This is a genomic window from Streptomyces sp. NPDC006309 (assembly GCF_040613095.1).
Classification (GTDB): domain Bacteria; phylum Actinomycetota; class Actinomycetes; order Streptomycetales; family Streptomycetaceae; genus Streptomyces.
This window is the reverse complement of the sequence record NZ_JBEXRO010000018.1, coordinates 1-24,862: the sequence shown is the minus strand read 5'-3', so window position 1 is coordinate 24,862 and position 24,862 is coordinate 1. Positions and strand designations below refer to the sequence as shown.

The following is a 24,862-nucleotide window of genomic DNA, read 5'->3' as shown; positions in this document are numbered from 1 at the left end:
CGCCGGCCGCAGCGGTTGGTCCGACGACGCGTGGTCGTACCTGAACGATCCGCGGATGCCGGCGATGGAACACGGCTGGAAACTGCACGTCTCTGCGCGTCCCGGCGACCTCGACGCCGTGACCCGGCTCGTCCTGCCGGTGCTGTCCCGGCACGTCTGCCACGCGAAGTTCGCCCGTGACCCGGAGACGCTGCGCCGCCTCAACTCCGGGGTGGGGAGCGCCGGAGCCGTCGGCAAGGCGATCACCGTCTACCCCCTGGCCGGCACCGTGGTCGAGATCGCCCGGGAACTCGCCGCCGTACTGCGTGACCGGGAGGGCCCGCGGATCGTCAGCGACCGGCGGGTCGACCCGAGGGCCCCGGTCTACTACCGCTACGGCCCCTTCACGGGCGACTACCGGACCGGCCGGAGCGGGCGGCTCGAATCCGTCATGACCGGGCCGGACGGCCGGATCTTCGACGGCCTGGCCGTCGGCCGCTACCGGTGCCCACCCTGGGCCGAGGACCCCTTCGCGATCGGCTCCGGACACGGTGACGAGCCGTCCGCACCCGGCTTCGGCGGCGGACGCTACAAGGTCACCGCCGGCATCACGCGCGCACCCCGGGGCAACGTCTACCGCGCGGTCGACCGCACTCTCGGGCGGCCGGTGGTGGTCAAACAGGCGAGGGCCTTCGTGGGCGAGGACGAAGCCGGTACGGACGCCCGCCACCGGCTGCGCAACGAGCGCACGGTCCTCACCGCGCTCGACGGCGTCACGGGCGTGCCCCGCGCACTGGACTACTTCGCTCACCAGTCGGACGAGTACCTGGTGATGAGCAGCTGCGGCGACCGGGACCTGCGCCGTGAGGTCCTGCGCAACGGCCCCTACCGGAACGACGACACCCGGCCGGCGCGCGCCCTGTCCGTCCTCGCCTCCCGGCTCCTGCGCGTCCTGGACGCGATCCACGGCCGGAACGTGGTCGTCCGCGACCTCAAGCCCGACAACGTCGTGCTCGACGACTCCGGCCCCGGCCACTGCCACGTGATCGACTTCGGGATCAGCGAGTGGGACGGCGCCGGCCCGGGCGGGGCGACCCCCGGATACAGCGAGCCGGTTCTGTGCGCGACCGGACCGGCCGCGCCCGCCGACGACCACTACGCCCTCGGCGCGACCCTCTTCTTCGCCGCCACCGGCATGGACCCGGTGATCGTCGACACCGACCACGGGGTCAACCGGGACCGGACCCTGGCCTGCCTGGCATGGGCGCTGCCCGGGCGCGCCCACCGGGAGATCCGGTCGTCCATCACCGGCCTGCTGAGCTTCGATCCGGCCGTACGGGCCGCCGCCGCCGAGCGCCTGCGCACCGGCACGGCCGGAACCGCACGCCGGCCCGCACGCCGGCCCGCGCACCCCCGGATCGACAGCGACCTGCTGGACGAGATCATCGAGCACACGACCGCGTTCTGCGTCGGTGAAGCGCACGCGATCGTGGACCCGGAACGGGCCGCACGGCTGAACGTTCCCACCTCGATCGACGTCTACGGCGGCAGTTCGGGACTCGGGCTGGAACTCCTCCACCATGCGCACCGGCCCCACGTGCGTTCGGCCGTCACCGCATTGGCGCGGTGGACGGCGGAACAGTCCAGGAACCTGCCACCCGGCTTCTACACGGGGCGCACCGGCGTCGAACTCTTCCTCGCGGAGGCGGAGGCGGAGGCGCGGACGGGGGCGGAGGCGCGGACGGGGGCTGAGGCGGACACGCGATCCGGGTACCCCGTCCTGCCGGACCGCGCACCGGGCGGCGGACCGCCGGAGGCGGACCTGATCGCGGGCGCCGCCGGAATCGGCCTCGGCCGGCTGATGCTCGCCCGACACGCCCTCCGCTGCGGTCACCGAGACGCCGCGGACCGGCACCTCGCCGTCGCTGCCGACTGCGACCGGATGCTGGCGTCGGGCACCGCCCGGCTGACCCCGACCGGCTCGGACACGGCCGGCAGCGCCGCACTTCGCGAGGGCGTCGCACACGGTGAGGCGGGTGTCGCCTGTTTCCTGCTCGAATACGGCGGAGCGACCGGGGACCCGGACGCGATCAGCCGCTCCGAGAAAGCCGCCGCGCGCCTGGCCGCCATGACACCGGACATCATCGCGGCGGCCGCCGAGCCGGGGGCGACACGCCGCTACGGCTCGTGGTGCCGGGGCCTGGCCGGCATCGGGACCGTACTGGTCCGGGCAGCCGAACGCCTCGACGAGCCCGGGTACCTCGACCTCGCCCAGCGGACCGCGCGCGCCTGCGCCGCACTGGCACCGCGGATGCCGCTGGTCACGCAGTGCTGCGGACTGGCCGGAGTGGGCGACCTGATGGTGGACGTCGCGGAGGCGTCCGCGTCCGAGGAGTTCCGGAACGCGGCCGAGAGCGTCGCCCTGCTCATCCTGTGTCGCAGCGGCGGCACCTGGTCCCGGCCCGTGTTCCCGGACACCACTCTCGCCCGGCCGAGTGCCACCTGGGCAGGCGGCTCCGCGGGCGTGCTGGCCTTCCTCAGACGCCTGCGCGACCGGGGCGGTCCGCGGCTCGGCCTCATCGCCTGACCGCTGCCACCGCTGCTCTGGCCCGGGCCCGGGTGCCGGGCGCGATGGGATCGGCCCCGTAACGGCGTGACCTGATCGACCTGACCGTCGGTTCGATCCCGGCGGACGTCCAGGAAGACCTCACGGGTGGCCACCACGGCCTACGTCTGCCGTGGGAAGCGGCCGGCGCTCTTCTTGTTCACTCACCGCCTCTGAGCGACCGTGAGTACGATCTTGCCCTGGATGTGCCCTCGGGCGGCGCGTTCGTGCGCCGCTTTCGCATCCGCGAGCGGAAACGTGCTGTCGATCGCGACGCGAACCGTGCCTGTGTCGAGCAGGCGTCCCACTTCAGCGAGTTGCGCGCCGTGTGAGCGGACCTGGGTGCCTGAGACCGTGACGCCCAGCTTCGCGGTCTCTTCCTCGTCGTATTCGCCGAAGAACACGGGGAACAGGGCGCCGCCGCGCTTGAGCGTGCGCAGGAAGCGGCTGCTGTCGCGACCACCGACGGCGTCGAGAACAAGGTCGACGTCGTGCACGAGTTCCTCGGGACGCTTCTTGGTGTAGTCGATGAACTCGTCGGCGCCCAGCTCGCGCAGGAACGATTCATGCTCGCCTGACGCCACCGCGATAACGCGCGCACTCTTCCACTTCGCCAGTTGCAGTGCGAAGTGCCCCACGCCGCCCGCAGCGCCGTTGACGAGCACCGTCGTGCCGGTGCCGAGGGCCATCGGGCGATGCCGTGCCGTCTGGAAGGGCGATGGATGATCGTGACCGAGCTCGATCAGGAACTGCCACGCCGTCAGAAGGGACATAGGCGCTCCGGCGGCGTGCACGTGATCGATGCCGGCCGGCTTGCGTGCGAGATCCGACGCAGGCGCGGCCACGTACTCGGCATACGCCCTGCCGTCGACGCCGGGAAAGCGGAGGAGACCGAAGACTTCATCACCGACGGATAAGCCCTGCACATCCGCACCGACGGCTTCGACGACGCCCGACACGTCCGTCCCCGGAATCACGGGCAAGTCGAACTTCGGCCTCATCTCCAAAGGTATGTTGCTCAGCCCGTCGCGCAGGTACCAGTCCGGAGGATTGATGCCGACCGCGTGGACGCGGACGAGCACCTCACCCACCGCCGGCTCGGGAATGGGCACCTCGTCGTAACGCAGGACCTCGGGGCCGCCGTGCTCATGCAGCCGGATCGCCCTCATCGTGTGTGTCGGCATCGTTCTCTCCTGCCCGCGCCGCGGGATAGGCTGATCGGATCAGCGATCCACTTATCCGGACCACTGATCCGAATATATGGATCACTGGTCCGGATAGTCAAGAGGGACAGAATGCGGGCCGACGCCAGGAAGAACCGTGACCACCTGCTCGCCGTTGCGGGCGCCGTCATCGCCGAGCAAGGCGCCGAGGCATCGCTGCGCGACATCGCACGCAGGGCCGACATGGGGCTCGCCACGCTGCTCCGCCACTTCCCGACCCGCGAGGCGCTGCTCGACGCCCTGCTCCGCACGAGCTTCGACGAACTGACGGCACAGGCAGCCGAACTCGAAACGTCCAGCTCGCCCGAAGAAGCTCTCCTTTCGTGGCTGGGCAATTGCGTAGCGTACGCACGGGAGTATCGGGGCGTCACAGCGCTGATGACGGCCGCCCTCGAGGACACCGAGTCCGCACTCCATGCCTCGTGCGTCTCGATGCGCGCAGCCGGCTCGCGGCTCCTCGCCCGTGCTCAGGCCGCGGGCACAGCGCGGACCGACGTCGATGGCACCGATCTGTTTGCGCTGGTAGCGGCGCTCGCCTGGCTCGGCGATCAACCCTCGCTCGCGCCACGCGCCGATCACCTCTTCGACGTCATCGCGAGCGCGCTCCTGACCAGCGCGGCGAGCAGCGATACGAACCGATCCCCGGCAGCACCACCGGACCCCGGTTGCGCCAGTGCACCGACGGCATCGAAGCCGTGCGAGTCCCGTACTTCCTGACCACCCTGCGCACTGTGATCACCTGGGGTTCTGATCCGTGTGGCTGTGGGACATCTGCTGGTTGCCAGGCACGCGCTGACGGTCAGTCGTGGGTGTCAGGAAGTTCCGTGCCGCATGCGCCGAATCCCCCGTCGACGGGCGCCCGCTGTGGGCCGTTGTCGATGAGTCGTACCTGCGTCACCACGAGGCCTGCATGTTCTGGGCTTCGTTGCGGGGCATGGGCCGGTCGTTCCACACCGAGGCGGTGTACGGCATCCGGGCCGCCCGCTGCTGACCTGGTGCTCCGTGCGAGGGCTGGTCCGGAAGCAGATCGCGCTTCCGGACCTGGCCCCGTTCCTGCGGTGGCTTGTGGACGAGCCGCTGCGGCCACGCAGTCCGCGGGGCGCGTTGCCGCCGCGGTTCCCGCGAAACTCCAGCAGCGAATCGCCGAGTTCGAGGACGACCTCACCGCCGCCCGCATCGGCCTCGGCCGCATGATCCGCGGTCTCGGCGAGGACCTGGCGGGCGAGGGCGACCCCCTGCGAGGCGCGGTGAGGTCTGGACGCTGCCCGACTGCCGCAATGTCCTGGTCATCAGCCTGACCGGTCTGGAAGAGTCCTACCCATCGACGCTGCGGCCATGGCCCGCGTCGACCATGCCTTGCGCGCCGTCCGGGATCTCTGAAGCACCGGCCCCCGCCCCAAACCCATGCAGCGGGCGCGCCCCAGGCGCCGGTGTCGCCGTCCTCGATGCCATTGCTGGACGAGCGGACCGGCCGCAGTGGGCGGACTGGCGCGGCGGCCACGCCCACGAGTTCCCATGCCGTCTGACGTCCGGGAGAGGCGGTGGTGCCTGACAAATCCGCAGTTCATGCCCGCAGTGCTCCCTGCGCCCGCGGGAATGGTCCTGTGTCGCCGAGGCCATCGGCCCAGGGGCCCATGTGTTCCCTGTGTCCCCAGAGATGGTCCCTGGGAGTGCGGGATCCGGCACTCCTCGCAGAGCGGTCTCAGCTCGGAACTCCAGCGTGATGAGTCCTCGGCCGGGAGCCCAGCGGAACGCGGAAGACAGGCGCCGATGAAGCGCCTTGAACTGGTAGCCGTGTAATTCGAAGAGGTCAAGCGCCTCATCGAGCTCGGACGGGTCCCTGCGTCACACCGTGAGCACCGGGCGGCACACCTGCGGCCCGCGGTGTCCCCCGGTACGACCCCCGTGCAACCCGACCGCCGCGCCCGGTGTTTCCCCTCACGCCCGACTCGATGAAGGCAGTCGATGGAGACCTGCCGATGCGGACGGTCGGTACGGACATCCGACGAGACATGCGACGACCCAGTGTGCGAGGCGTGAGATGGGCGAAACCACCGAACTGAGCGCCATCCGGCTCGCCCAGGCGATCGGGGGGCGGGCCGTCTCCCCGGTCGATGCGGTCCACGCGCTTTTCGTCCGCATCGAGAAGGTCAACCCGGCCGTCAATGCCTTGGTGACCGTCTGCGGCGAACGCGCCCTCGACCGGACCGCCGCCGAGCGCGCCGTCTCGGACGGCGCCGAGCTCGGCCCGCTGCACGACGTTCCCATAGGCGTGAAGGGCCTCGACCCGGTGGCCGGCGTCCCGACGGCCTGCGGCTCACTGGTCTTCGCCGAGGACGTGCCGCAGGAGATCATCTGGTGCGTCGAACGGCTGGAACAGGCCGGCGCGATCGTCATGGGGGAGACCAACGCCCCGGAGTTCGGCTTCAAGGCCACCGCCGGCAGCGGCTTGTCCGGCCCTGCCTCCACGCCCTTCGACCGCGCCATGAACGCGGGCGGCTCCTGCGGCAGCGCCGCCGCCGTCGCCTCCGGCACGGTGCCGCTCGCCCAGGGCTTCGACGCCGGCGGCTCCTCGCGGGTGCCCGCGGCGTTCTGCGGCGTATTCACCCTGATGCCGAGCTTCGGCCGCGTGCCCGTCCCGGCCAAGCCCAACGCCGTCCGCCGGTACGACCCGATGGGCTGCTACGCCCCCCTCGTCCGTACCGTCGCCGACGCCGCCCTCGGCGTGGAGCTGATGTCCGGCGCCCGTCCGTACGACCCTTATTCCTTGCCCGCGCCCGAGAAGCTCACCGACGCCCTCCACTGCGATCTGACCGGCCTCACCGTCGCCTACAGCCCCGACCCCGGCGGCTACCCCGTCGAGCCCGAGCCCGAGCCCGAGGCCGAGCCCGAGGCCGAGGCCGTGGCACAGGCCGCCCTGCCCGCGCCGCGCGAGGCCGGCGCAACCGTCGAGGAGGTCGGCTTCCGGCTGCCCCTGCCGCACGCCGACCTCACCACGATGTGGCGTCGCAAGCTGCCCGTCGCCCACGCCGAATCCGCCGCCATCGCCCGCGACAACGGCATCGACCTGCTCGGCGCCTACCCCGGCTCCGTCGGCCAGGGCTATCTGGACTCCGTCCGGGTCGGCGAGTCGCTCGGCGCCGTCGACCTGCGGCCGGAGGACCTCGACCACACCCGCGTGCCGTACTCCTTCGAGGGCCTCTTCGACCGCTACGACCTCGTGGTCAGCCCCGTCAACGTCGTCGCCGGCATCCCCGACTCCGCCGGGCGCTACTCCGTCGGGCGCGACACTGTCGGCCCTGACACCGTCGAGGGCCAGGCCGTCGACCCGCTCGTCGGCTGGTCCCTCACCAGCCCGTTCACCCTGATCGGCAGCCCTGCCGCCTCGGTGCCGGTCGGTCGGGCGGGCAACGGCGTCCCCGGCGGCCTGCGGCTCGCCGCCCGCCGCCGCGGCGATGCCCTCGTCGTCCGCCGCCGTGGCGATGCCCTCGTCATCCGCGCCGCCGCCCCGGGGGCCCGCCTGCCCTGGGCGGTCGCCTACCAGGACCCCGACCTGGACGCCACCAGCGCCTGAACTGCGGCCACCGACCGGACCGTCCGCGACCCGACGGGTCCGGTCCGGGCCCGGCCGGGCGGGTCGACGTTCCGGCGGACCAACCGACCTCCCCGGCGGGGAGCGGAGACGGGAGACACTGTGCAAGCCACGACCGGCGGACGAACCGGACCCAGCGGCATGGCCCTGCTGGTCCTGCTGATCGGACAGGCGATGGCAAACATCGACCTGGCGATCGTCAACCTCGCCGCACCCGCCATCAGCGTGGACCTCGGCGTGAGCAGCTCCGAACTCACCCTCATGATCACCGCCTACGCACTCTGCTCGGCCGTACTCATCGCCCCCGCCGCTCGGCTCGGCGAGCACCACGGCGTGCGCCGGGTCTACCTGTGGGGCCTGGCCCTGTTCACCCTCGCGTCCCTTGCCTGCGGACTCGCCACCAGCGCCGGCGTCCTGATCGCCGGCCGCTGCCTCCAGGGCGCCGCCACCTCCCTGATGACCACTCAGGTCCTGGTCGGCATTCACCGCTGGTTCACCGGGCCCGACCGCGCCCGCGCCCTCGGCTGGAACGCGGTCACCCTCTCCGGCGGCGCCGCGCTGGGCCAGGTACTCGGCGGCACCATCGTCTCCGCCGACCTCCTGGGCACCGGCTGGCGTGCGGTCTTCCTGCTCAACGTGCCCATCGTCGTCCTCGTCCTGCTGCTCGGGCTCGTCCTGCTCCCGCACGACCGGCCCGCCGGCACCGGCACCCGTGAGGGCACGGGCCGCGGCGACAACGACATCCCCGGCACCGTGCTGCTCGCCGCCGCCACCCTCGCCGTCCTCATCCCGCTGAGCGTCACGCACCCCGACTGGATCAGGCTGCTCCTGCTCGCCGCCGTACCGCTCGCCGCCCAGCTCGTCCGCACCGAACGGGGGGTCATCGCCCGCGGCGGCAAGCCGGCTCTCGACCTGCGCCCGCTCGGCGCCCCCACCGTCCGCTGGTCGCTGGCCGCCTACGCCGGCACCACGCTGACCTACATCGCCATGCTCTACCTGCTCTCGCTCCACCTCCAGGAGGTGCTGAAGCTCCCGGCCTGGCAGGCCGGCCTGGTCCCGCTCGGCTGGGTCTGCGCCTTCGGCCTCGCCGGCCCGGTCCTCGGCCGCGCGCCGCGGACCGTCGTCCGCCTCCTGCCCTTCATCGGCTGCGTCCTGCTCACCGCGGCGTACGGACTCGCCCCCGTCGTGCCCGCCGGAGCGGGCACCGGCATCTGGCCGCTCACCGCCGTCCTGTGCGTCGGCGGCTTCGGCCTCGGCCTCGCCCACACCGCCCTGCTCAACGTGCTCACCAGCGCCGTCCCGCCGCGGTACGCCGCGACGCTCAGCGGCACCGTCAACACCCTGTCCACCGTCGTCGGCGTCACCGGCGTCGCCCTGTTCGGCGCCGTCTACTCATGGCTCGGCCGTAGTGCCTGGGCCGGACCCACCGCCGCCTGGGCCTGCTCCTGCGCCGGACTCGCCCTCGTCAGCGCCCTGTGTGCCCTGGCCGCGCTCCGCACCATGGCCATCGCACCCGCCCCGGCGAGCGCGGCCGCTGCAACCGCCGTGGCCGCCGCGGTGTTCACCTCCGAGGGGTACCCCGGCGACGCCACGCGCACTGTCGACCGCCCCGGCCGTTCCCCCGACGAACGCACGACGAAGGACGACCCGTCATGACCGAGCCCGCGCTGCACCACCTCCACGCCGAGGCCGCGCTCTTCGACCTCGACGGCACCCTGGTGGCCACCGAGCACCGCAGCCGCGCCGCCTGGACCCGTCTCTTCACCAGCCACGGCCTGCCCTGCGACGACGTGCTGCTGGCGACCTTCGTCGGGCGCCGGGGCCAGGAAGCCCTCGCCGACCACGTCCACCGCTTCTCCGGCCACACCGTCGACGAACTGTTCGAAGAGGCCTGCGGATACCTGATGGGGCCGGACAGCCCGCCGCCCTTCGCCGTCCCCGGCGCGGCCGAGCTCCTCGCCGACCTGCACGGTCGCGGTGTGCCGCTCGCCGTCGTCACCTCCGGTCTGCGCGCCCACGCCACCGAGCTGCTCGACCACGTCGGCGGCGCCGAGCTGTTCCAGGTCATCGTCACCGGGGAGGACGTCAGCGCCGGCAAGCCGGACCCGCAGGGCTACCTGGCCGCCTGCCGGGCCCTCGGTGTCCACCCGGCCGACGGCCTCGCCTTCGAGGACGCCCCGGCGGGCGTCGGGGCCGCCCGGGCCGCCGGACTGCGCTGTGTCGCCCTCACGACCACCCACGCCGCGGCCGACCTCGCCGGGGCCGACCTCGTGCTGCCCGACCTCACCACGCTGCGCTGGGCCCAGAGGACACACGACAGCTGATCACCCCGGGCCCGGCCGGACCCGCACGCCGCCCGTGCCGGACCCTCGGTCCGGTCCGGCACACCCGATCCGGGGCACCACCCGATCCGGGGCACCACCCGATCCGGCACCACCCGCTCGGCACACCCGCTTCGATGCCACCCGCCCGGTACCACCCGCCCGACACCGCTGGGGAGATCGCCGCCATGTCCGCCGCCCGCCCGTCCGAGCCCGCCGCGCTGGCCGCTGCGGCGACCAGCAGCCTGGTCCTGGTCCACGACCCGGTCTCCCGCGCGGTCGCCCCCGACTACTGGAACTGGTCGGCCGACGCCCACCACGCCGCAGCGGAGGCGCTCACCGCCCTCGACGACGACCGGGTCGGGGCCGCCGCCGCCCGGCTCGCCTCGGACCCCACCGACGGTGCCGCCGCCGCCGCGCTCACCGCCGCGCTCACCGCTCTGCTGCGCCGCCCCGGCGGCGAGAACGAGGGTGTCGACGGGCTGCGCGCCGCCGCCGCCCGTACCGAATCGCTGTCCCGGCTGCTCGTCCAGCCCGGCGCGCCCGGCCGGCCGGCGGCGGGGCCGGCCGCCGAGGCACCCGACACGGCGGACCTGCTGGCCGCCCTCGCCAGCAAGCCGCACGGCGGCACCCATCCCGTGGACGCCGCCGTGGTCATCCCGTTCCGCGCCCCCGACGACGCCACCGGCCGGGTCCGCAACCTGGCGGCCGTCCTCAACGCGCTCGCCGACCAGTCCCACCCCCGCGAGCGCTACCGCGTCGTCGTGGTGGAGAGCGACGGACGGCCCCACTGGCGCGAGCTGTTCGCCGGCGCCTGCGACGCCTACGTGTTCGCGCCCGACCCCGGCCGGTTCAACAAGTCGTGGACCGTGAACGTCGGCGTGGTGCACGGCGCCCGCCCCGCCGAACTGGTCTGCGTCCTGGACGGCGACATCCTCGTCGACCGCGACTTCGTCGCCCGGGCGGTCGAACGGTTCCGGCGGCCCGGCACCCAGGCCCACTGGCCGTTCGAGGACATGCTCTTCCTCGACCCCGCCTCCAGCGCCGAAGCCGTCCGCACCCGTTGCCTGGACGCCGCCCCCGACCCCGGCCAGGACCGGCTGCGCGGCGTCCACCTGCGCCGGCCCCCCGGCGGCTGCGTCTGGCTGCGCGAAGACCTGTTCACCCGCATCGGCGGCATGGACGAGCGCTTCTGCGGCTGGGGCGGCGAGGACCAGGACTTCGTGTGGCGGGCCGAACGGTACGGCCCGATGGACCGCCACCGCGATCCGCTCGTCCACCTCCACCACGACCGCGCCGCCCACCGCGGCGACGACGGCGTCCCCTTCTACGACGAGGTAGAACGCGCCGGGTTCTGCAGCTGGCCCTGCGACTCGGACTTCGGCCGCCTGGACCGGAACTCCCCACAGCCGCCCGGGGCCTAGTCACCTCCGCCCGCTTGTGCGTCGGGAGGGCACCGGCGCCGTTCGCACCGTCAGAGCCACGCGATGCGAGGACCGGCCCTGGACACCCGGCACACTGTCATCGACACGGACCTCGGCCCCGTCACCCTCGCCGCCCGGTGCCGGGCCCTCATCGGCCTGCACTGCGCCGACCACGTCCCCTCGCGGCCGAGTGGAACTCCAGCACGCCGTCCGGAACCTCGTCACCACCGTTCCCCGCGGCGAGACCACCCCCTGCGGCAGCATCGCCCGCCGCCTCCGCGCCCGGGACTCGCCCAGCGCGTCGACCGAGCGGTGGGTTCCAACGCGCTGTGCACCCTCGTCCCAGCGCAGCCGGACGCCGGGCCGGCTTGGGATCGGGCGTGGCGCGGTCGGCGGTCGCGGTGGCCCATCGAGAGGCAAAGGGCCTGCTGGAAGGCTGGCGGTGCGGTGCGGTCATTCGGTGGCAGCGACGTCCACGACGACCGGTCCGGGTCCCGTCAGGTGCGTTTCGTTGATGGGCTCCATGGTCAGGCACGACGCGCTGGCCGCGGTCAGGGTTCGCCCGCACACGGAGATTGACACGGACAAGGCGCCTCCGCGGTCGGAGGAGGATCCCGAAGGCGGCACGGCAGCGACGCCTGCGGTGGGGTGCCCGCCGTACTCGCGCCGTCACGCCTGACGGGCGCTATGTCGGCCGTTGGCGACAGTGCCCGATGTCGGCGGAGAATCGCTTGGCCAGTGCTCGCGGAGAGATCATCATGTCGGAATGTCTGAGAATCGATTCTCTGTGGCGCCGACTGTGGTGCGGCTCCCCCAGTACACGAAGGCGGACCAGGAGGAGATCCTCGGCAACAGCGATGACCCCTTCGGTGTCGCCTCGACCGGTCTGACCTGGCTGCCGAAAGAAGAACACTTCGGCATCCAACACGAAGACCGGCTCGTGGCACACGCCGGCCTGCTGCGACTGCCTGTCGCGATCGGCGGCGCCGAGACAGAGGTGGTGGGCGTCGGCGGGGTGGCCGTAGCACCCGGCATGCAAGGTCAGGGCCTGGCTCGGCTCGTCGTCACAGCTGCCCTGGAGCACGCCCGCACGATGGGTCCTCAGCACGCACTCCTGTTCTGCCGGCCTCCCCTCGTGCCGCTCTACCAGCGCCTCGGATGGCACCCTCTCGACAAGGACGTACTGGTCGAACAACCCCAAGGCCGCCTGGTGACCATGCCGCTGCGGACCATGGTGACGCCCCTGCGCGACGACGCACGCTGGCCCTCAGGGCCAGTACGACTGTTCTCACTCCCCATGTGACAGAGGGCCACCCAGCGCGGCGACAGAACGACTCACTTCACTGTCGAAGGACACACGCTGGCGCACAGCCGAGCGCCTCTCAGCGCGCCGATGAGTGTCGAGCAGTCGCCGGTACGCCTCCGCCCGGTCCTCGATCTGCCCAGCCGGATCGCGTTGGCCTGCGGCGACTGGACTGATTGGCAAACGATCGGGTGAGGCGGGTTGGCTTCGTAACCGCCACGCTCACGGCCGCCGGTCGAATCCGGTTGAAGCCGGACTGCTGGGGGGGCAGGCGAGCCGTGGAAGCGGCGATGTGCGAGGGCTTCCCTCGGACCGAAGAAGGGGCGTCGAGAGGCGTGTGGACAACTAGTCGCCGCACAGATATTCTCTGCGAAGACAATCTCGAAATCAGGAGGCTTCTGATGTGGACGTACGAGCACAGCATCGAGAGCGATGCCGCACCCGAGGCGATCTGGCGCCTGTGGGCCGACGTCGAGAACTGGGGAGTCTGGAACGCCGACATCGCGAGCATCCGGATCAGCGGCCCCTTCGCGGCGGGCGCTGAGATCGTGATGACCCCGGCCGGGGACGACCCGGTGCACTTGCTTGTCGCCGAGGTGAAGGTCGACGAACTGTTCGTGGACGAGGCCCGGTTCGACGGGCTGCTGCTGCGCACCACCCACCGGCTCGGCCAGGGCGAGAGACTGCGCACCCGGGTGACGTACCGGATGGAGATCACCGGCACCGGGGCAGACGAGCTCGGCCCGCAGATCGGTCCGGCCGTCACCGCGGACTGGCCCGAGACCATGGCCGCCCTGGTCAAGCTGGCACAGGACTGATGGCGCTCGCCCCCGGGAGCAGCCCCGGCTTCCTGCTCTGGCATGCCACGCTGCGCTGGCAGCGCGACATCGCCGCGGCTCTCGGACCCCTGGACCTCACCCACGTCCAGTTCGTCCTGCTTGCCTGCATCTGGTGGATGAACACGCACGGCGAACACCCCAACCAGCAGGCCGTGGCCCACCAAGCGGGCACCGACGTCAAGATGACCTCGCAGGTCCTGCGCGCCTTGGAGTCCAAGGGTCTGATCGAGCGGGAGGTTGACCCCGCCGATACCCGCGCCAAACGGCTGCGTGTCACCAGCGTCGGTGCCGAGCTGGCCCCGCGTGCGATCGCCGCCGTCGAGAACGTCGACGCACGCTTCTTCCAGCCGGTGGCGCACGACGAAGCCGTGACCCTGCTCAAGCGCCTGGCCGACCCCGAAGGCTGAGGCCCCCAACGAGGACGCCGTAGGCCCCCCGAATCCGCCGGCAAGAAGCCGGCAGCGCACCCTAGCCGGACGGCACGCCGGCGGTTACTGGTCGGGGTGGCCGGCCTGGACGCCGGTGCGGGCGTACGCCTCCGACGTCAGGGTGAGCAGGTATCGGCCGGTGGGGTGGGCGGGGGAGGGGCGGGCGGCGTGGACGGCTGGAGGGCGGCCCAGGGGTGCCCGAAGCGCAGCAGTTCGGTGGCGGTGATGGCGGCGTCGGTGTCGAACCCCACGATCCGGATGAACCGCAGCCCTTTGATGTAACAGAACGGGCCGGCCGTTCGGCGTCGCCGGCTGTCAGCGACAGCACCGGGGCGTACAGATCACCGGGACCGCCGGAGCCCTGTACGTCCTCGTTGAGCGGGTCCTTGGGGTCGTACAGCGCCGTGGCGGTCGTGTGGTCCAGTACGACCGTGATCGCCGCCACTGGGCGGCGATCGCGGACTGTACGAGGCGGAGTCCAGGCGCTCCAGCAGTGCCCGGGGCTTCGCCTCGGCCTCCGGGCTGACCGCGCTGCCGAGGGCACGGCGACCCAGTCGGACCGGTTCGATCCGGCCGAGTCATGGACAGGAACGAACACATCGCGGAGCCGGGGTCTGTTTTCAGCAGTCGATCAATGGGAAGCGGGTAAAACGTCTCAAATAGTGGCATTCTTGGAGTGCATATCACTACTCCGTGAGGGGCGTGTGCCCATGTCAACGGGAACGCTTCTGGCGATCATCATCCCTGTCGTCGTGGTGGTCGCTCTAGCCGCTGTGGCGGCCTCGATGCTGCTGCGGCGCCGTCGTCTCCGTGAGCGGTTCGGTCCGGAGTATGACCGGACGGTCGAGGGAACTGACAGTCGGCTCGCCGCCGAGCGCGAGCTGAGGGCTCGCGAGCGGCGACACGACGAACTGGAGATCAGGCCGCTGTCCCCGGTCTCCCGAGACCGGTACACGCGGGAGTGGACCGGTGTTCAGCAGGAGTTCGTCGACCGGCCGGAGGAGGCGGTGCATGACGCGGACAGTCTGGTGATTTCCCTCATGCACGAACGCGGTTACCCGACCGAAGGGTTCGAGCAACAGATGAAGGATCTCTCGGTGGAACACGGCTCCACACTGGAGCACTACCGAGCCGCGCACCAGGTGGAGATCCTCTCCACGCGTAAGGAGGCTACGACCGAGCAACTGCGGGGCGCCATGGTGCACTACCGTGCCCTGTTCGACGAACTGCTCTCCGATGGCGGCGGCCGGGCACAGTCCTCCCGCGCCTGATGCCGATCGACTCAGCATGGAGGAACGCCATGCACCGCAACGAGGAAACGAACCGCACGACCGGGCTCTCCACCGACGACCTCGCCGAGCCTACCGGCAGCGGAGAGCAGACAGCGGCGGCGTCCGCCGGAGCACCCACCTTTCCCGGCGAGGGCGTCGAGCCGACGCAGACCGAGCGGGCGGGCAGCGAGTCCGCCGGTACCACCGGTACCGAGGCCCAGGGCGAAGCCGAGACGTCCGACGTCTCGGGCGCCTCGAGCGACGAGGTTCGGCAACTGCTGACGGGTGACGAGGAGCGCGGCTTCCGCGACCGTTGGCAGGACATCCAGAACAGATTCGTCGACGATCCCCGCGAAGCCGTGCACCAGGCCGACGCCCTGGTCGCGGACGTCATGCAGACCCTGGCCTCGACTTTCGCCCAGCACAAGAAGGACCTGGAGGCCCAGTGGGGCCAGGGCCAGCAGATCGACACCGAGGAATTGCGCGGGGCGCTGCGCCGATACCGTTCGTTCTTCAACCGGCTGCTCAGCACGTGAAGACCGTCGGACACGGCCTGCCCAGGCAGTGAGCCGTGACGGGCCGACGCGGCCGGGACCCCCGCTCGGCGGATCGGCGCGTCACGGCTCCATGGATGTATATGTCGTCGAGCCAGGGCGGCGCCATGGCCTTCAGTGAGCGTTTCGTTCGCTTGTCGGTTACTGAGGTTGAACTTGTGATGTCGCATGGTTGCTCAGGTGGGCCGGATGATCAGACCGGTCTCGGCGAGGCAGCCGTCTATGAGATCGCTGCGGAACTGGATGTGCCGTAAGCCCCGTCGGATGCGCTGGACGAGGTGTTCGGGGGTGCTGAAGGCGACGTTGGAGAGCCGGCCGCGCCGCAGCAGTGACCAAATCTCTTCGACGGGTTGAGGTCGGGTGCGTAGGGCGGCAGGTAGTAGATGGTCAGCCAGTCGCGGTCCTCGGCGAACTTTCGCAGATCGGCGGCCTTGTGGACGTTGAGGTTGTCCCGGACGAGCACGATCGGGCCGCCGAGCTGCTGGTGTGCGGCGATCAGCAGGTCCCGGTAGTCGCGCCAGGAGAAGCTCTTGCGGCCGTCGCGGCGGCCGTCGTCCCGTCGCGGCCGGTAGATCAGCCGGGAACGATGGCCGTGCTTTGTAGATGTCAGGTCGGCAATGGACACCCGTCTGCGGGAGCGGCCGCGGATGCGCACCACGGGGGTCCGGCGCGCGCTGTGACCAGGTCTTTGCCTGCGGCGGCGTCATGGAGAAGCCGGCTTCGCCCTCGAAGAGGAGCCAGGCTCCACGGGCCGCCGCGAGCCTTCCGCGCAGGGCCACACCTCCTTCACCCACCCCCGGTTCTCCACTGACGGCAGTCGCCCGGTGCCTTCCGTCCATATCGGGAAGTCATCCTGCACGCGGCCGGGTTGGCGCGCCGGTTCCGGCAGCTTCCCTTGCCCGGCTCGATCCACCAGGGCGGCGAGCCCGCGTATGGGTTGTCCCATGCCCGCGGTGCCGCGTGCGACGACCGGCCGGCGGCGCGCGGAACCGGTGAGGGGAAAGCCGTGACGGAGACGGGCCGCCGACCGCCTCATGGCGCTTGAGCCAATTCCTCGGCCCGGTACGGCCACAGGATCGTCGGCCCGACGATCCTGGCCCGGATCCCGATGCCGAAGTTGACACCTCACTGCGTTACTTCGGACGGGCCGTTGGCTGTCCGGCGGGGCAGCGGATACGTTCTGCGGCATGAACAGATGCGGGTCCGCCCGTATCTCCACGCGGACCGTGCGCCGGTGAGAGCGGCGTGCCGCCCGGGGAACGTACGAACGGCTCGTCGGGGAAGCCTGATGGGGAGAGCCGGACGGTGGTCCACGGCACGAGGGAGAGGCGCCCGCCCGATGATCAACTCGCCGACACCCGCACTCGGGCCGGGCGGTGCCGACCGCACTCCGCTGCCCCGCTCCAGGACGGATCACCCTGCACACCACTTGCGGACAAGCCAGGCGACCACACCGCCCTTTCCGCCCCCGACGTACGCGCGCGACCTACCGGGCTGGCGTGACATCGGTACCGCTCTGCGCCGAACTCCCCCTTCGGTGTGGAACGACAACGTGACCGATTTCGCAGCCGCCCTCACCTATTACGCGGTGCTCGCGCTCTTCCCGACGCTCCTCGTCACGGTTTCGTTGTTGGGCATTGTCGGCGCGTCGACCACCGAGGACGTGATCAGTAGCGTCATCGCCGTCGTTCCGACCGAGTCCCGCCCCGTCATACGGAGCACCTTGCAGGGCATGGCGGAGCAGCACACGGCTGCTTGGACGCTGGCCGTCTTCGGCACGATCGGCGCCCTGTGGTCCGCCTCCAGCTACCTGGGGGTCTTCCGCCGAGCCCTGCACGTCATGCACCGCGCCGAGGACCTCCGCCCGGCGTGGAGGACGGCACCACGGCTGGTGATGACCGCCCTGGTACTGCTGGTGCTCCTGGTCTCCAGTGCCCTGGTGCTCATTATGACCGGCGAGGCGGCCCACACCGTCGGCCGGCTCGTAGGCATGGGCAGCATGGCCGGCACCGCCTGGAACACGTTGAAGTGGCCGCTCCTGCTGTGCCTGGTCGCCGTGTTGGTGCTGGTGCTGTTCCGCTCGGGTCCGGCCGGCACACGTGGGGTGCGGCAGAGACTTCTGGGAGACGCTCTGGCCGTGGTCCTGTGGCTCGTCGCCTCCGCGAGTTTCGCGCTCTACGTCTCGCACGTCGGCAACTACAACCGGCTGTACGGATCACTCGCCGGGACCATCGTCTTCCTGGTGTGGCTGTGGCTGTCCAACCTGGCCCTCCTCACCGGCGCCCAGTTCAACGCCGAACTGGCCAAACTCCGCCGTTGACGACCGACAGGGCGGTCGCCACGCCGCATGTCACAGAAAACCCGCTCTGGCACTCATGAGGTTGAGAAAGCCTGAGAGCGTGACACACTCAACCGATCCGTCGGCGACCAGTGACCGCCCCGGCCGCCGAGGAGCCTGACGGCACGCTGCTGTGCCGATGCTCCTCCGATCAGGGCACGCCGACATCTTCGGGCCGGAACGGACCCCGTGTAGCGCCTGCCGCTTCACACCGCGGATATCCGAACGTCCAAGCGAATCAATGGTGCTAGGAGCTTTCAATGGCGCGGACAGTCCTGCGTGACAAGACCACAAGGGAACCCGGGAACCCGGTTCCCGGGAAACCTCCTCTGTCCGGGCTCGGCCGGGTACTGGCCATGCTGCTGGCCTTCACGGCGATGGTGGGATTCGCGGTGGTGCTGGCCCGGTTGACGTTGGAACCGTCGGCCGCATCCGTGCGCTTGACGCACAGTAATCTGCGGCCCGGTGACTCCATCCGTACCTATCTCGCCCAGCCCACGTCCCTTGACACGGTCAAGCAGCTCGGCGGCAATGTCGTGCTGGGGATGCCGTTCGGCGTGCTGCTGCCGGTGCTGGCACCCCGCACGCGAGGGCTTGCCCGGGTGGCGGTGGTCACCGCTTTCGTGATGCTCCTCGTGGAACTTGTTCAGGGCGCCCTTATCACCGGACGTACCTTCGACATCGATGACGTGCTGCTCAACACCACTGGTGCCCTTCTCGGATACCTGCTGATCGGCCTCCGGTTGGGTCGGGCAATGCATCCCCGGCGCCGCCACTGGTGGCACCGATTCACCAAACACCCGGTGACTGCTACTGATCCCACCCGACCGGTCGCGTGAGAACGCCACAGCAGCGGCATGAGCCGGGTATCGGGGCCGGGCGGTGATCGAGCAGCAACGTGATACCGCTCGGTAGCCGGGTGAACCGGATACTCACCGGTTCACCCGGCGCCGCGCTGTCCCGGGCGGCCGGCACCCACCACGGCACACGGGCGGGGATGCGAGCCCGCGGGAGAACTCTGCGTCGAAAGCACGAAGGGCACGGTTCGATGCTCGGCCACGGCAGCGTCCGCAGGCTGCGAACCCCACGTACAGGCCCTGGCCGGCGCAGCGCGAGAGACCTCTGGCGAGGCGGTCGTCCGACGCGTCTTCGCCATCCAGGCCCAGGGTGCCACGGCCACTGACCTGGGCATCTCGCTGACGGCCAGGCCATCGCCCCAAAATTCGCTCCTCCGGCGCGCCCTCCATCCACGTGGACCCCTTCGAGCGCCTGTCCCACCCCTATTCGAGTATTCGAGCAGGTAATCGACTCGGACTACTGCCACAGCTTGACGGTCGGTGACGGCCGCTGCCCCGCGGGCAAGTGCGCGCAGGGCAGCCGGGTCACTGCGCAGGAGGCGGTCCGCCTGGCACCTCCGCCGCTGGCCCCGCCCTCTACCCGGTCGCCTGACGCAGGCCGAGGGCGTCTGACCGGGCCGCGCGCCGACGGCCAGGACGCCCGACCCCGGATCCGCCCGTAGGCGCCTGATCCGCGCGACCCACCGAGGGGCGGCGCGTGCACCAGCGGCCTGCGCGCCCGTGCGGCGGACGCGGCCGCCCGCTTTCTGGCAGAACACCGGAGCGCCTTCGACGACGCCGAACAAGCCCAGCAGGCGAAACAGGGAGCGCACGGAGCCTGATGGACCTGCACATCGACGTCCCCTGGCTCCTACGGGCCGCCGACGCGGCCGGAGCGGACGATCCGCCCCCGACGAGTACGGCGTCCCCGTCTCGGCGGTCGCCCGCCACCGGGCCGGGCCGTTCGAGCAGCCCGTCTACGACGGCCCCTACGCCAAAGTCGCCGCCCTCGTGCACACGCTCGGCCGGTCCGCTGGCTGGACCGTTCCAACCTGGCCGCCGCCGCGTCCGGCGTCATGAACCTCCACGCTACCGGGATCACCGTCGAACCCGCTGACGAGAACGCCATCGCCCTGAAAGACCTGCGTGTCGACCCTGCCTAGCACCGCCGGGAAGATCGCCGCCCTGCTGCGTACCTGACCCAACGCCCGACCTGACCCCCGCAAGCCCGACACCGCTTCCGGTGACGCCCGGAGCAGCACCGAGGAGGTGAAGCCTGCAACTATCCGAAGCTCCGGTCGGCACCGGAGCCCGGCTCCGGCCGGACTGTCGGCAACGAGAGACGAGCATGCCGGCGGCAGTGGAGCGCGTGCACTCCCGTGCCCTCGGCGAGGACGAGATCGTATGGCATGTTCTGGTGGACCCCGCATCGTGCGGCGGCGCCTGCGACATGTACGACATCGCGGGCGGGGAGCCCGGTATCAGTGCGCCCGGCGGGAACCGCGAGGTGCCCGCCGACCTCCACGAGAGCGACAGCGGTGGTGCACCGCCGGCCTCTGAGCGTGCGGGTGGCGTCGCCGTGGACGGCCATCTCTGCGAGGCCGGCGAACGCCTTCGCATGGTCGGCGAGCTCGCGCGGATCCACCGGTGACCGGGAGAACCCGCGGCCGGCAGCAGAACGGTCCGCGTGCCCAGAGCGCGCAAGCAGTTGGTCAAATGGTCCGGCTCAGTACCTGGGAATGGTCCGTCCCGTCATGACGGTGCAGAGGCGTCGGCGAGGTCGGCGCCCGTGTCGGCGTCCCGCCCGGACCTGTCGAGCCCGTGCCAGTCCAAGCACATGACGGTCGCGTCGTCTTCCAGGTGGCCTTGGTTGGCGTCGACGACCGCCGCGATGAGGGCGCGGGCGGCTTCGCGGGGGTGCAGCGCGCGGGTGCGGACGATCAGGTCCGGCAGGTCGATGCTGACGGCGTTGCGTTCCAGCATGCCGTCCGTCAGCATCACCAGCCGGTCACCGGGGCGCAGGTCCAGCGGCTGCATCCGGTAGGTGTGGGGTACCTGGAAACCGAATGGCATGTCGATCTCTGGGGTGATCTGCCGCACCTGCCCGTCGCGCATCATCAGCGGCCAGGGGTGCCCGGCGTTGATGAACTCGGTCCTGCCGTCGGCCAGGCTGATGCGCAGTATTTGTCCGGTGACGTAGCTCTGGCTGTGCTCGCGCATGGCCTGGTCGGCCTGGCGGGCCTGCTCCGCGAGGTCGGCGCCCGCCCTCCGGGCCCGGCGCAGGGCGCCTACGGCGAGGGTGGCAAGGAGTGCGGCGTCGACGTCGTGGCCCATGGCGTCGGTGACGGAGAGTTGGACCGTGTCCCGGTCGATCGTGTAGTCGAAGGTGTCACCCCCGACGTGGTCGGCGGGCTCCAGGGCCCCGGCGACCGCGAACTGTGCTGCCTCGCACGCCAGTGACGCCGGCAGCAGCCGGTGCTGGATTTCCGCAGCCAGGCTCAGCGGCTTGGTGCGGCGGCCCCACTGATAGACGTCTGTGAAGGACCGATTCGCGATGACGATGTAGGCCAGCGCGTGCGCGCTCTCGCCGATCTCCTGCATCACCTGGGCGTCCGGTGCCGCGGGCAGGAACAGCTCCAGGAGCCCGATGGCATCCCCGCGGTTGGTCACCGGGGCGACCACGCGTACCCGCCTGTCCTCGCCCGTTTTCTCCACGCACGGCTGCTGGGTGCGGATCACGTCGTCGTACAGGGTGCCCCGCAGCGTGATGCGGCGGGCGGGCTCGCCGGTATCGACGCTTCCCGCGGCCCCCAGCCGTACGACCGAACCGCCGGTGAAGTCGGTGATCAGGAACGACACCGACACGGCCCCGAGGTGCTCCCTGAGCATCCGTGCAACCACGTCCAGGGACTCCACCGGTGCAGCGGTCTCCGCCGCCGCCAGCACTCCTGCCAGGGTCAGCGCCCCGCCCCGGACACTCCCCACAGAAGAGGTGATCGGCCCGCCGTCTCTGCCCGGCCCCCCTGCGCTCACGCCGACTCCCTGCTGCTCGATGGTGCTCCGGGCCCCGTCCAAGGTGCCGAAAAGGCTGGTGTCAGGCGGGATGCCTGCGGCCATATTCCACCACGGTCGTCACAGCGGATGCGTCAAGGCCACTCGAACAGACGGGGGTCCGGCAATGGCACCGTTGCGTACCCGGGGCTGCCGGCTGCGGGCGGGTCAAGCGGTGGGGCAGGCCCGGGTTGCAGGTGTGCCCTTGCGGTGTGGGATGTTCAGGCGCTGGCTTCTTCGAGGTGGTCTTCGAGGATGACGATCCGGCGCGCCGTTGCGATGGGTTTCCCTGGTCGGGGAGCGGGGCACGAGTTGGGACCCTTGTCAAGGGGGGCGAGGGCTCCAGGGCGCAGCGGAGCTCTTTTCCGGGGTGGGTGGGGCGGGGCGCGGCACCGGCCGCCGCCTGCCACGCGGCAGGCGTACCGGGCGGCCGCTGCGCTCCCGCCCTCGCTGCGCGGCCCCTGCGAGCGCTGCGCGCTCTGCGCGTGCTGCGCGGCGACCGCCCCCCTTGTCGGGCACCGCTCCGCGGTGGCTCCGGACACGAGAACGGACAACACGTGTAGGCCAGTTCGGGAGGCACCTGCGGCCGGGAGGAATTCGAACTGGCCCTGACCCTCACAGGCCGAAGGCGCCGCCTTCGATGAGGATGAGCAGGCCGATGGTGATCAGGACCAGGGGGAGCAGGACGTGGCCCCACCGGGTGAGAGCCGTCGCTACGACGGGGCGGGTGGCGAGGAACCGGCCGGCGAAGCACCACACGGCCACCAGCACGAGGAACACCGCGGCGTACACGCTCATCCCGCCGATGCCTGCGGTGGCGAAGACGGGGACGTAGACGCCGATGTTGTCGCCGCCGTTGGCGAAGGTGACGGCGGCGACCTCCAGCGGGCTCCGCCCGCTGCCCTGGGCCTGCGCCTCGTCCTCGCCTCCGTCGCTGTCCCGGTGGTTCCTCCATGCCTGCCAGGCGGCCTTGAGGCCCAGCATGAGCGGCAGGAGACCGAGGTAGGGGATTGCGGACTCAGGCAGGAATGTAGCGCCGAACGCGGCGGCCGCCGCCACGGCGAGGATCGCGGAGAAACCCAGGTACTGACCCACCACGATGCGGCGCGCGGAACCCCGGTGCCCGGTGCCCTGGGCGAAGAACAGCGCCAGGACCAGGATGTCGTCGATGTTGGTCACCGCGAACAGCCCGGCTGCCTGGCTGATAGTGCCTGGATTCACAAGCGGGTGTTCTCCTCGGTGCGGATGCCCCGGCGAATCGCTACCGGAAGCGAGTGTCCCTGATGCCTCGGGGCACAACTGGCAAGACGTACTGGATCTCATCATGGAGAAGGACTGGAAGTGCCAATACTCCGACGGAGAGAGGGTGCTGCCCCTGCCCCGGGCGGAAGCTGCACTGCCTCGACCAGCGGATACTGAGTGCCCGAGCCTGCGTGTCTGGCTGAGAGCTGATGTGCTGGCGATCTTCCGCTTCTGCTCGGACGAGGAGATCGATTTCGACGTTGATCTGCACGAGTTGCAGGGGCAGGAGCGACTTGAACTGTTCTGCGGCTTCTTGCGGGAGATCGGGCGGCGGTTGGGTAAGCCGGTGCTGATGCATCCGGAGGGTGCCCATGGTCATCCGGTGCTCGGATTCGATGTCGAAGCAGATCGAGTTGTCCTCCTTGCGGAGCCACTGGTCAGGTGACTGCGGCTGAGAGCCGGAGTTCGTGGAGAGTGCCATCGCGGAGCAGTACCCGGTTCAGCCTCCGAGGCGGTGTGCAAGGTTGAGTAGATCTGGCGCGTGCAGCACCCGTCCGTCGAATCCTGGGAGGGGGACACGGAGCGGTTGGGTCCAGCGGGCGGGGATTGCGTCCAGCCCGTAGTACGCCCCCGCGAGGCCTCCGGTCACCGCGGCGACGGTGTCCGTGTCACCGCCGAGGTCGATCGCCGCGCGTATCGCGTCTTCGAAGCTGGCGGTGGTGCGCAAGGCCCAGACGGCTGAGCCCAGACAGGGCCAGACGGCACCGTTGAACTCGGTCGCCTGCTCGGGGTGCCAGTCGGGCGCGAGGACGGTGGCGTAGCGGCCGCGGTGGTCGGGGTGGACAAGAGCCAGGACGTCCGGGAGCGCAGCGAGGGGGTCGGTGTCCTCGAACGTGACACGGATGAGCTCGTGGAAGATCGCGGTGCCTTCCCAGGCCGCGCGGTCCCCGTGGGTGAGGGCAGCGATACGGCGGGCCGCCTCCATGGTGGCTTCTTGGCCGGCGGCCGCGAAGTGAACCGCGGAGGTCGACGCCCGCATCAAAGAGCCGTTTCCCGCCGCTCGTTGGTTGACCTGGAAATGGATCGCGGCGGCGAGGTCCCAGGGCATGCCGTTGGTCAGGACGTCTTCGGTCTGCAAGCCGATGTCCTTCGGCTCTGATGCCGCCCACCGCTGGAAGCGGGCGAAGATGTCCGGCAGATCCAGCCCGCCCCGCTCCAGCAGCGACTCCGCGACCAAGACGGCCATCTGCGTGTCGTCAGTGGCCTCGCCAGGGTCCCAGCCACCACCTCCGCACATCTCGCCACCGGCACCAGGCGCGGGAAACCGCGCGGAGAACGCTCCCGGGGGGCCAAACTCGAAGGGGGCGCCCAGGGCGTCGCCCACCGCTGAGCCGACGACCGCGCCGGCCGCTCGCTGAATCCGCTTCATTCGCGATTGTTGCCCCACGTCATGGTCCGCTGACTGGTACGGCTGGAGGGGCCGGATTATCCGTTGGGTGCTTCGATCTCGGTCGCCAGCGTCTGTCGGGTGGCCGCCCACGACGCCAGGAGCGCCAAATTGTCAGCGGTCGGCGTGCCCGCGGGTGCGGTGTAGACGATGAGGTGCAAGCCGGGTTCGGCGGGCAGTTCCAGGGACTCGACGTCCAGGTCGAGCCGGCCCACGATCGGATGGCGCACACGCTTGCGGCCGGACCGGTGCAGCCGCACGTCCTGAGATGCCCACCGCTGCCGAAATAGCTCACTGCACGTTGACAGTTCGCCGACTAGGTTCTGTCCGGCGGATCATGTGACTGTCGGATCCTTTGCTCGTTGTGCCCTGCATGGGGCGGGGTGATCTGACCAATGCCGAATGGGTT

20 protein-coding genes and 4 pseudogenes are annotated in these 24,862 nt (G+C 70.9%); 15 read left to right on the top strand and 9 right to left on the bottom strand.

What is annotated here, in order from left to right:
* Positions 1-55 precede the first annotated feature (55 nt).
* Complete coding sequence (lanL, locus tag ABZ117_RS22515; RefSeq protein ID WP_356823363.1) at positions 56-2,566, top strand: class IV lanthionine synthetase LanL; 2,511 nt, start codon at positions 56-58, stop codon at positions 2,564-2,566.
* 182 nt (positions 2,567-2,748) lie between these two features.
* Here lanL and ABZ117_RS22510 read toward each other — a convergent pair whose 3' ends face one another.
* Entirely contained in the window at positions 2,749-3,768 is a 1,020-nt protein-coding gene (locus ABZ117_RS22510) for an NADP-dependent oxidoreductase (protein WP_356823361.1), read from the bottom strand.
* Between the two features lie 111 nt (positions 3,769-3,879).
* Between ABZ117_RS22510 and ABZ117_RS22505 the strand changes: the two genes are divergently transcribed.
* The 5 genes from ABZ117_RS22505 (at position 3,880) to ABZ117_RS22485 (ending at position 11,144) form a co-directional block, all read left to right on the top strand.
* Positions 3,880-4,524, top strand: a complete 645-nt coding sequence (locus ABZ117_RS22505) for a TetR/AcrR family transcriptional regulator (protein WP_356823359.1) — start codon at positions 3,880-3,882, stop codon at positions 4,522-4,524.
* 1,324 nt (positions 4,525-5,848) lie between these two features.
* The gene (locus ABZ117_RS22500; RefSeq protein WP_356823357.1) at positions 5,849-7,381 is read left to right on the top strand and encodes an amidase; all 1,533 of its coding nucleotides are present in this window, start codon (positions 5,849-5,851) and stop codon (positions 7,379-7,381) included.
* A gap of 120 nt (positions 7,382-7,501) precedes the next feature.
* A complete protein-coding gene (locus tag ABZ117_RS22495; RefSeq protein ID WP_356823356.1) occupies positions 7,502-9,055 on the top strand; it encodes an MFS transporter in 1,554 nt (517 codons plus the stop codon).
* Positions 9,052-9,723 (top strand): HAD family phosphatase, encoded by a 672-nt coding sequence (locus ABZ117_RS22490; protein ID WP_356823354.1) that lies wholly within the window; start codon positions 9,052-9,054, stop codon positions 9,721-9,723. Before ABZ117_RS22495 ends, ABZ117_RS22490 begins: the two co-directional genes overlap by 4 nt.
* A gap of 134 nt (positions 9,724-9,857) precedes the next feature.
* Positions 9,858-11,144, top strand: a complete 1,287-nt coding sequence (locus ABZ117_RS22485; protein WP_356823352.1) for a galactosyltransferase-related protein — start codon at positions 9,858-9,860, stop codon at positions 11,142-11,144.
* A gap of 453 nt (positions 11,145-11,597) precedes the next feature.
* On the opposite strand, the gene ABZ117_RS22480 is transcribed toward ABZ117_RS22485, so the two are convergent.
* Positions 11,598-11,669 (bottom strand): DUF6207 family protein, encoded by a 72-nt coding sequence (locus ABZ117_RS22480; RefSeq protein WP_356823597.1) that lies wholly within the window; start codon positions 11,667-11,669, stop codon positions 11,598-11,600.
* Between the two features lie 241 nt (positions 11,670-11,910).
* Here ABZ117_RS22480 and ABZ117_RS22475 point away from each other — a divergent pair, with 241 nt between their 5' ends.
* From ABZ117_RS22475 to ABZ117_RS22465, 3 genes are all read left to right on the top strand, one after another.
* Positions 11,911-12,447: a GNAT family N-acetyltransferase gene (locus tag ABZ117_RS22475; RefSeq protein WP_356823350.1), complete on the top strand. Its 537-nt coding sequence runs from the start codon at positions 11,911-11,913 to the stop codon at positions 12,445-12,447.
* A 401-nt stretch (positions 12,448-12,848) separates the two neighbouring features.
* Positions 12,849-13,265, top strand: a complete 417-nt coding sequence (locus ABZ117_RS22470; RefSeq protein WP_356823349.1) for a polyketide cyclase — start codon at positions 12,849-12,851, stop codon at positions 13,263-13,265.
* Complete coding sequence (locus tag ABZ117_RS22465) at positions 13,265-13,693, top strand: MarR family transcriptional regulator (protein WP_356823347.1); 429 nt, start codon at positions 13,265-13,267, stop codon at positions 13,691-13,693. Before ABZ117_RS22470 ends, ABZ117_RS22465 begins: the two co-directional genes overlap by 1 nt.
* A 137-nt stretch (positions 13,694-13,830) precedes the next feature.
* On the opposite strand, the gene ABZ117_RS22460 is transcribed toward ABZ117_RS22465, so the two are convergent.
* Complete coding sequence (locus tag ABZ117_RS22460) at positions 13,831-13,965, bottom strand: hypothetical protein (protein ID WP_356823345.1); 135 nt, start codon at positions 13,963-13,965, stop codon at positions 13,831-13,833.
* 459 nt (positions 13,966-14,424) lie between these two features.
* Here ABZ117_RS22460 and ABZ117_RS22455 point away from each other — a divergent pair, with 459 nt between their 5' ends.
* Complete coding sequence (locus ABZ117_RS22455; protein WP_356823343.1) at positions 14,425-14,985, top strand: hypothetical protein; 561 nt, start codon at positions 14,425-14,427, stop codon at positions 14,983-14,985.
* A gap of 29 nt (positions 14,986-15,014) precedes the next feature.
* Positions 15,015-15,521, top strand: a complete 507-nt coding sequence (locus ABZ117_RS22450) for a hypothetical protein (protein WP_356823341.1) — start codon at positions 15,015-15,017, stop codon at positions 15,519-15,521.
* Positions 15,522-15,715: 194 nt separating this feature from the next.
* Here ABZ117_RS22450 and ABZ117_RS22445 read toward each other — a convergent pair.
* Positions 15,716-16,246: pseudogene (locus ABZ117_RS22445) on the bottom strand (transposase).
* An 845-nt stretch (positions 16,247-17,091) separates the two neighbouring features.
* Here ABZ117_RS22445 and ABZ117_RS22440 point away from each other — a divergent pair.
* The 3 genes and pseudogenes from ABZ117_RS22440 to ABZ117_RS22430 all read left to right on the top strand — a co-directional run bounded on the left by ABZ117_RS22440 (position 17,092) and on the right by ABZ117_RS22430 (position 19,913).
* The gene (locus tag ABZ117_RS22440) at positions 17,092-17,859 is read left to right on the top strand and encodes a YihY/virulence factor BrkB family protein (RefSeq protein ID WP_356823339.1); all 768 of its coding nucleotides are present in this window, start codon (positions 17,092-17,094) and stop codon (positions 17,857-17,859) included.
* 278 nt (positions 17,860-18,137) lie between these two features.
* On the top strand, positions 18,138-18,716 hold the full coding sequence (locus ABZ117_RS22435) for a VanZ family protein (RefSeq protein ID WP_356823337.1): 579 nt from the start codon (positions 18,138-18,140) through the stop codon (positions 18,714-18,716).
* Positions 18,717-19,554: 838 nt separating this feature from the next.
* A pseudogene (locus tag ABZ117_RS22430) lies at positions 19,555-19,913 on the top strand (fic family toxin-antitoxin system, toxin component).
* Positions 19,914-20,271: 358 nt separating this feature from the next.
* Here ABZ117_RS22430 and ABZ117_RS22425 read toward each other — a convergent pair.
* The 3 genes and pseudogenes from ABZ117_RS22425 to ABZ117_RS22415 form a co-directional block, all read right to left on the bottom strand.
* Positions 20,272-20,352: pseudogene (locus tag ABZ117_RS22425) on the bottom strand (transcriptional regulator); the annotation flags it as partial.
* Positions 20,353-20,465: 113 nt separating this feature from the next.
* The gene (locus tag ABZ117_RS22420) at positions 20,466-21,674 is read right to left on the bottom strand and encodes a PP2C family protein-serine/threonine phosphatase (RefSeq protein ID WP_356823595.1); all 1,209 of its coding nucleotides are present in this window, start codon (positions 21,672-21,674) and stop codon (positions 20,466-20,468) included.
* A gap of 705 nt (positions 21,675-22,379) precedes the next feature.
* Positions 22,380-22,985 carry a cadmium resistance transporter gene (locus ABZ117_RS22415; RefSeq protein ID WP_356823335.1) on the bottom strand — a complete coding sequence of 202 codons (606 nt, stop codon included), beginning with the start codon at positions 22,983-22,985 and terminating at the stop codon, positions 22,380-22,382.
* Between ABZ117_RS22415 and ABZ117_RS22410 the strand changes: the two genes are divergently transcribed.
* Positions 22,966-23,451, top strand: coding sequence for a hypothetical protein (locus tag ABZ117_RS22410; protein WP_356823593.1), 486 nt, complete (start codon positions 22,966-22,968; stop codon positions 23,449-23,451). The two genes, ABZ117_RS22415 and ABZ117_RS22410, sit on opposite strands and share 20 nt — an antisense overlap.
* Positions 23,452-23,505: 54 nt before the next feature.
* Here the strand turns inward: ABZ117_RS22410 and ABZ117_RS22405 are convergent, their stop codons facing one another.
* Positions 23,506-24,435 (bottom strand): ADP-ribosylglycohydrolase family protein, encoded by a 930-nt coding sequence (locus ABZ117_RS22405; protein ID WP_356823332.1) that lies wholly within the window; start codon positions 24,433-24,435, stop codon positions 23,506-23,508.
* Positions 24,436-24,491: 56 nt separating this feature from the next.
* Positions 24,492-24,767, bottom strand: a pseudogene (locus tag ABZ117_RS22400) (transcriptional regulator); the annotation flags it as partial.
* Between the last annotated feature and the right edge of the window lie 95 nt (positions 24,768-24,862).

Coding starts and splice junctions, on each gene's coding strand:
- lanL (WP_356823363.1), top strand. CDS start 56: ATGCCGGCGATGGAACACGGCTGGAAACTGCACGTCTCTGCGCGTCCC.
- ABZ117_RS22510 (WP_356823361.1), bottom strand. CDS start 3,768: ATGCCGACACACACGATGAGGGCGATCCGGCTGCATGAGCACGGCGGC.
- ABZ117_RS22505 (WP_356823359.1), top strand. CDS start 3,880: ATGCGGGCCGACGCCAGGAAGAACCGTGACCACCTGCTCGCCGTTGCG.
- ABZ117_RS22500 (WP_356823357.1), top strand. CDS start 5,849: ATGGGCGAAACCACCGAACTGAGCGCCATCCGGCTCGCCCAGGCGATC.
- ABZ117_RS22490 (WP_356823354.1), top strand. CDS start 9,052: ATGACCGAGCCCGCGCTGCACCACCTCCACGCCGAGGCCGCGCTCTTC.
- ABZ117_RS22485 (WP_356823352.1), top strand. CDS start 9,858: ATGCCACCCGCCCGGTACCACCCGCCCGACACCGCTGGGGAGATCGCC.
- ABZ117_RS22475 (WP_356823350.1), top strand. CDS start 11,911: ATGTCTGAGAATCGATTCTCTGTGGCGCCGACTGTGGTGCGGCTCCCC.
- ABZ117_RS22470 (WP_356823349.1), top strand. CDS start 12,849: ATGTGGACGTACGAGCACAGCATCGAGAGCGATGCCGCACCCGAGGCG.
- ABZ117_RS22465 (WP_356823347.1), top strand. CDS start 13,265: ATGGCGCTCGCCCCCGGGAGCAGCCCCGGCTTCCTGCTCTGGCATGCC.
- ABZ117_RS22455 (WP_356823343.1), top strand. CDS start 14,425: ATGTCAACGGGAACGCTTCTGGCGATCATCATCCCTGTCGTCGTGGTG.
- ABZ117_RS22450 (WP_356823341.1), top strand. CDS start 15,015: ATGCACCGCAACGAGGAAACGAACCGCACGACCGGGCTCTCCACCGAC.
- ABZ117_RS22435 (WP_356823337.1), top strand. CDS start 18,138: ATGGCGCGGACAGTCCTGCGTGACAAGACCACAAGGGAACCCGGGAAC.
- ABZ117_RS22405 (WP_356823332.1), bottom strand. CDS start 24,435: ATGAAGCGGATTCAGCGAGCGGCCGGCGCGGTCGTCGGCTCAGCGGTG.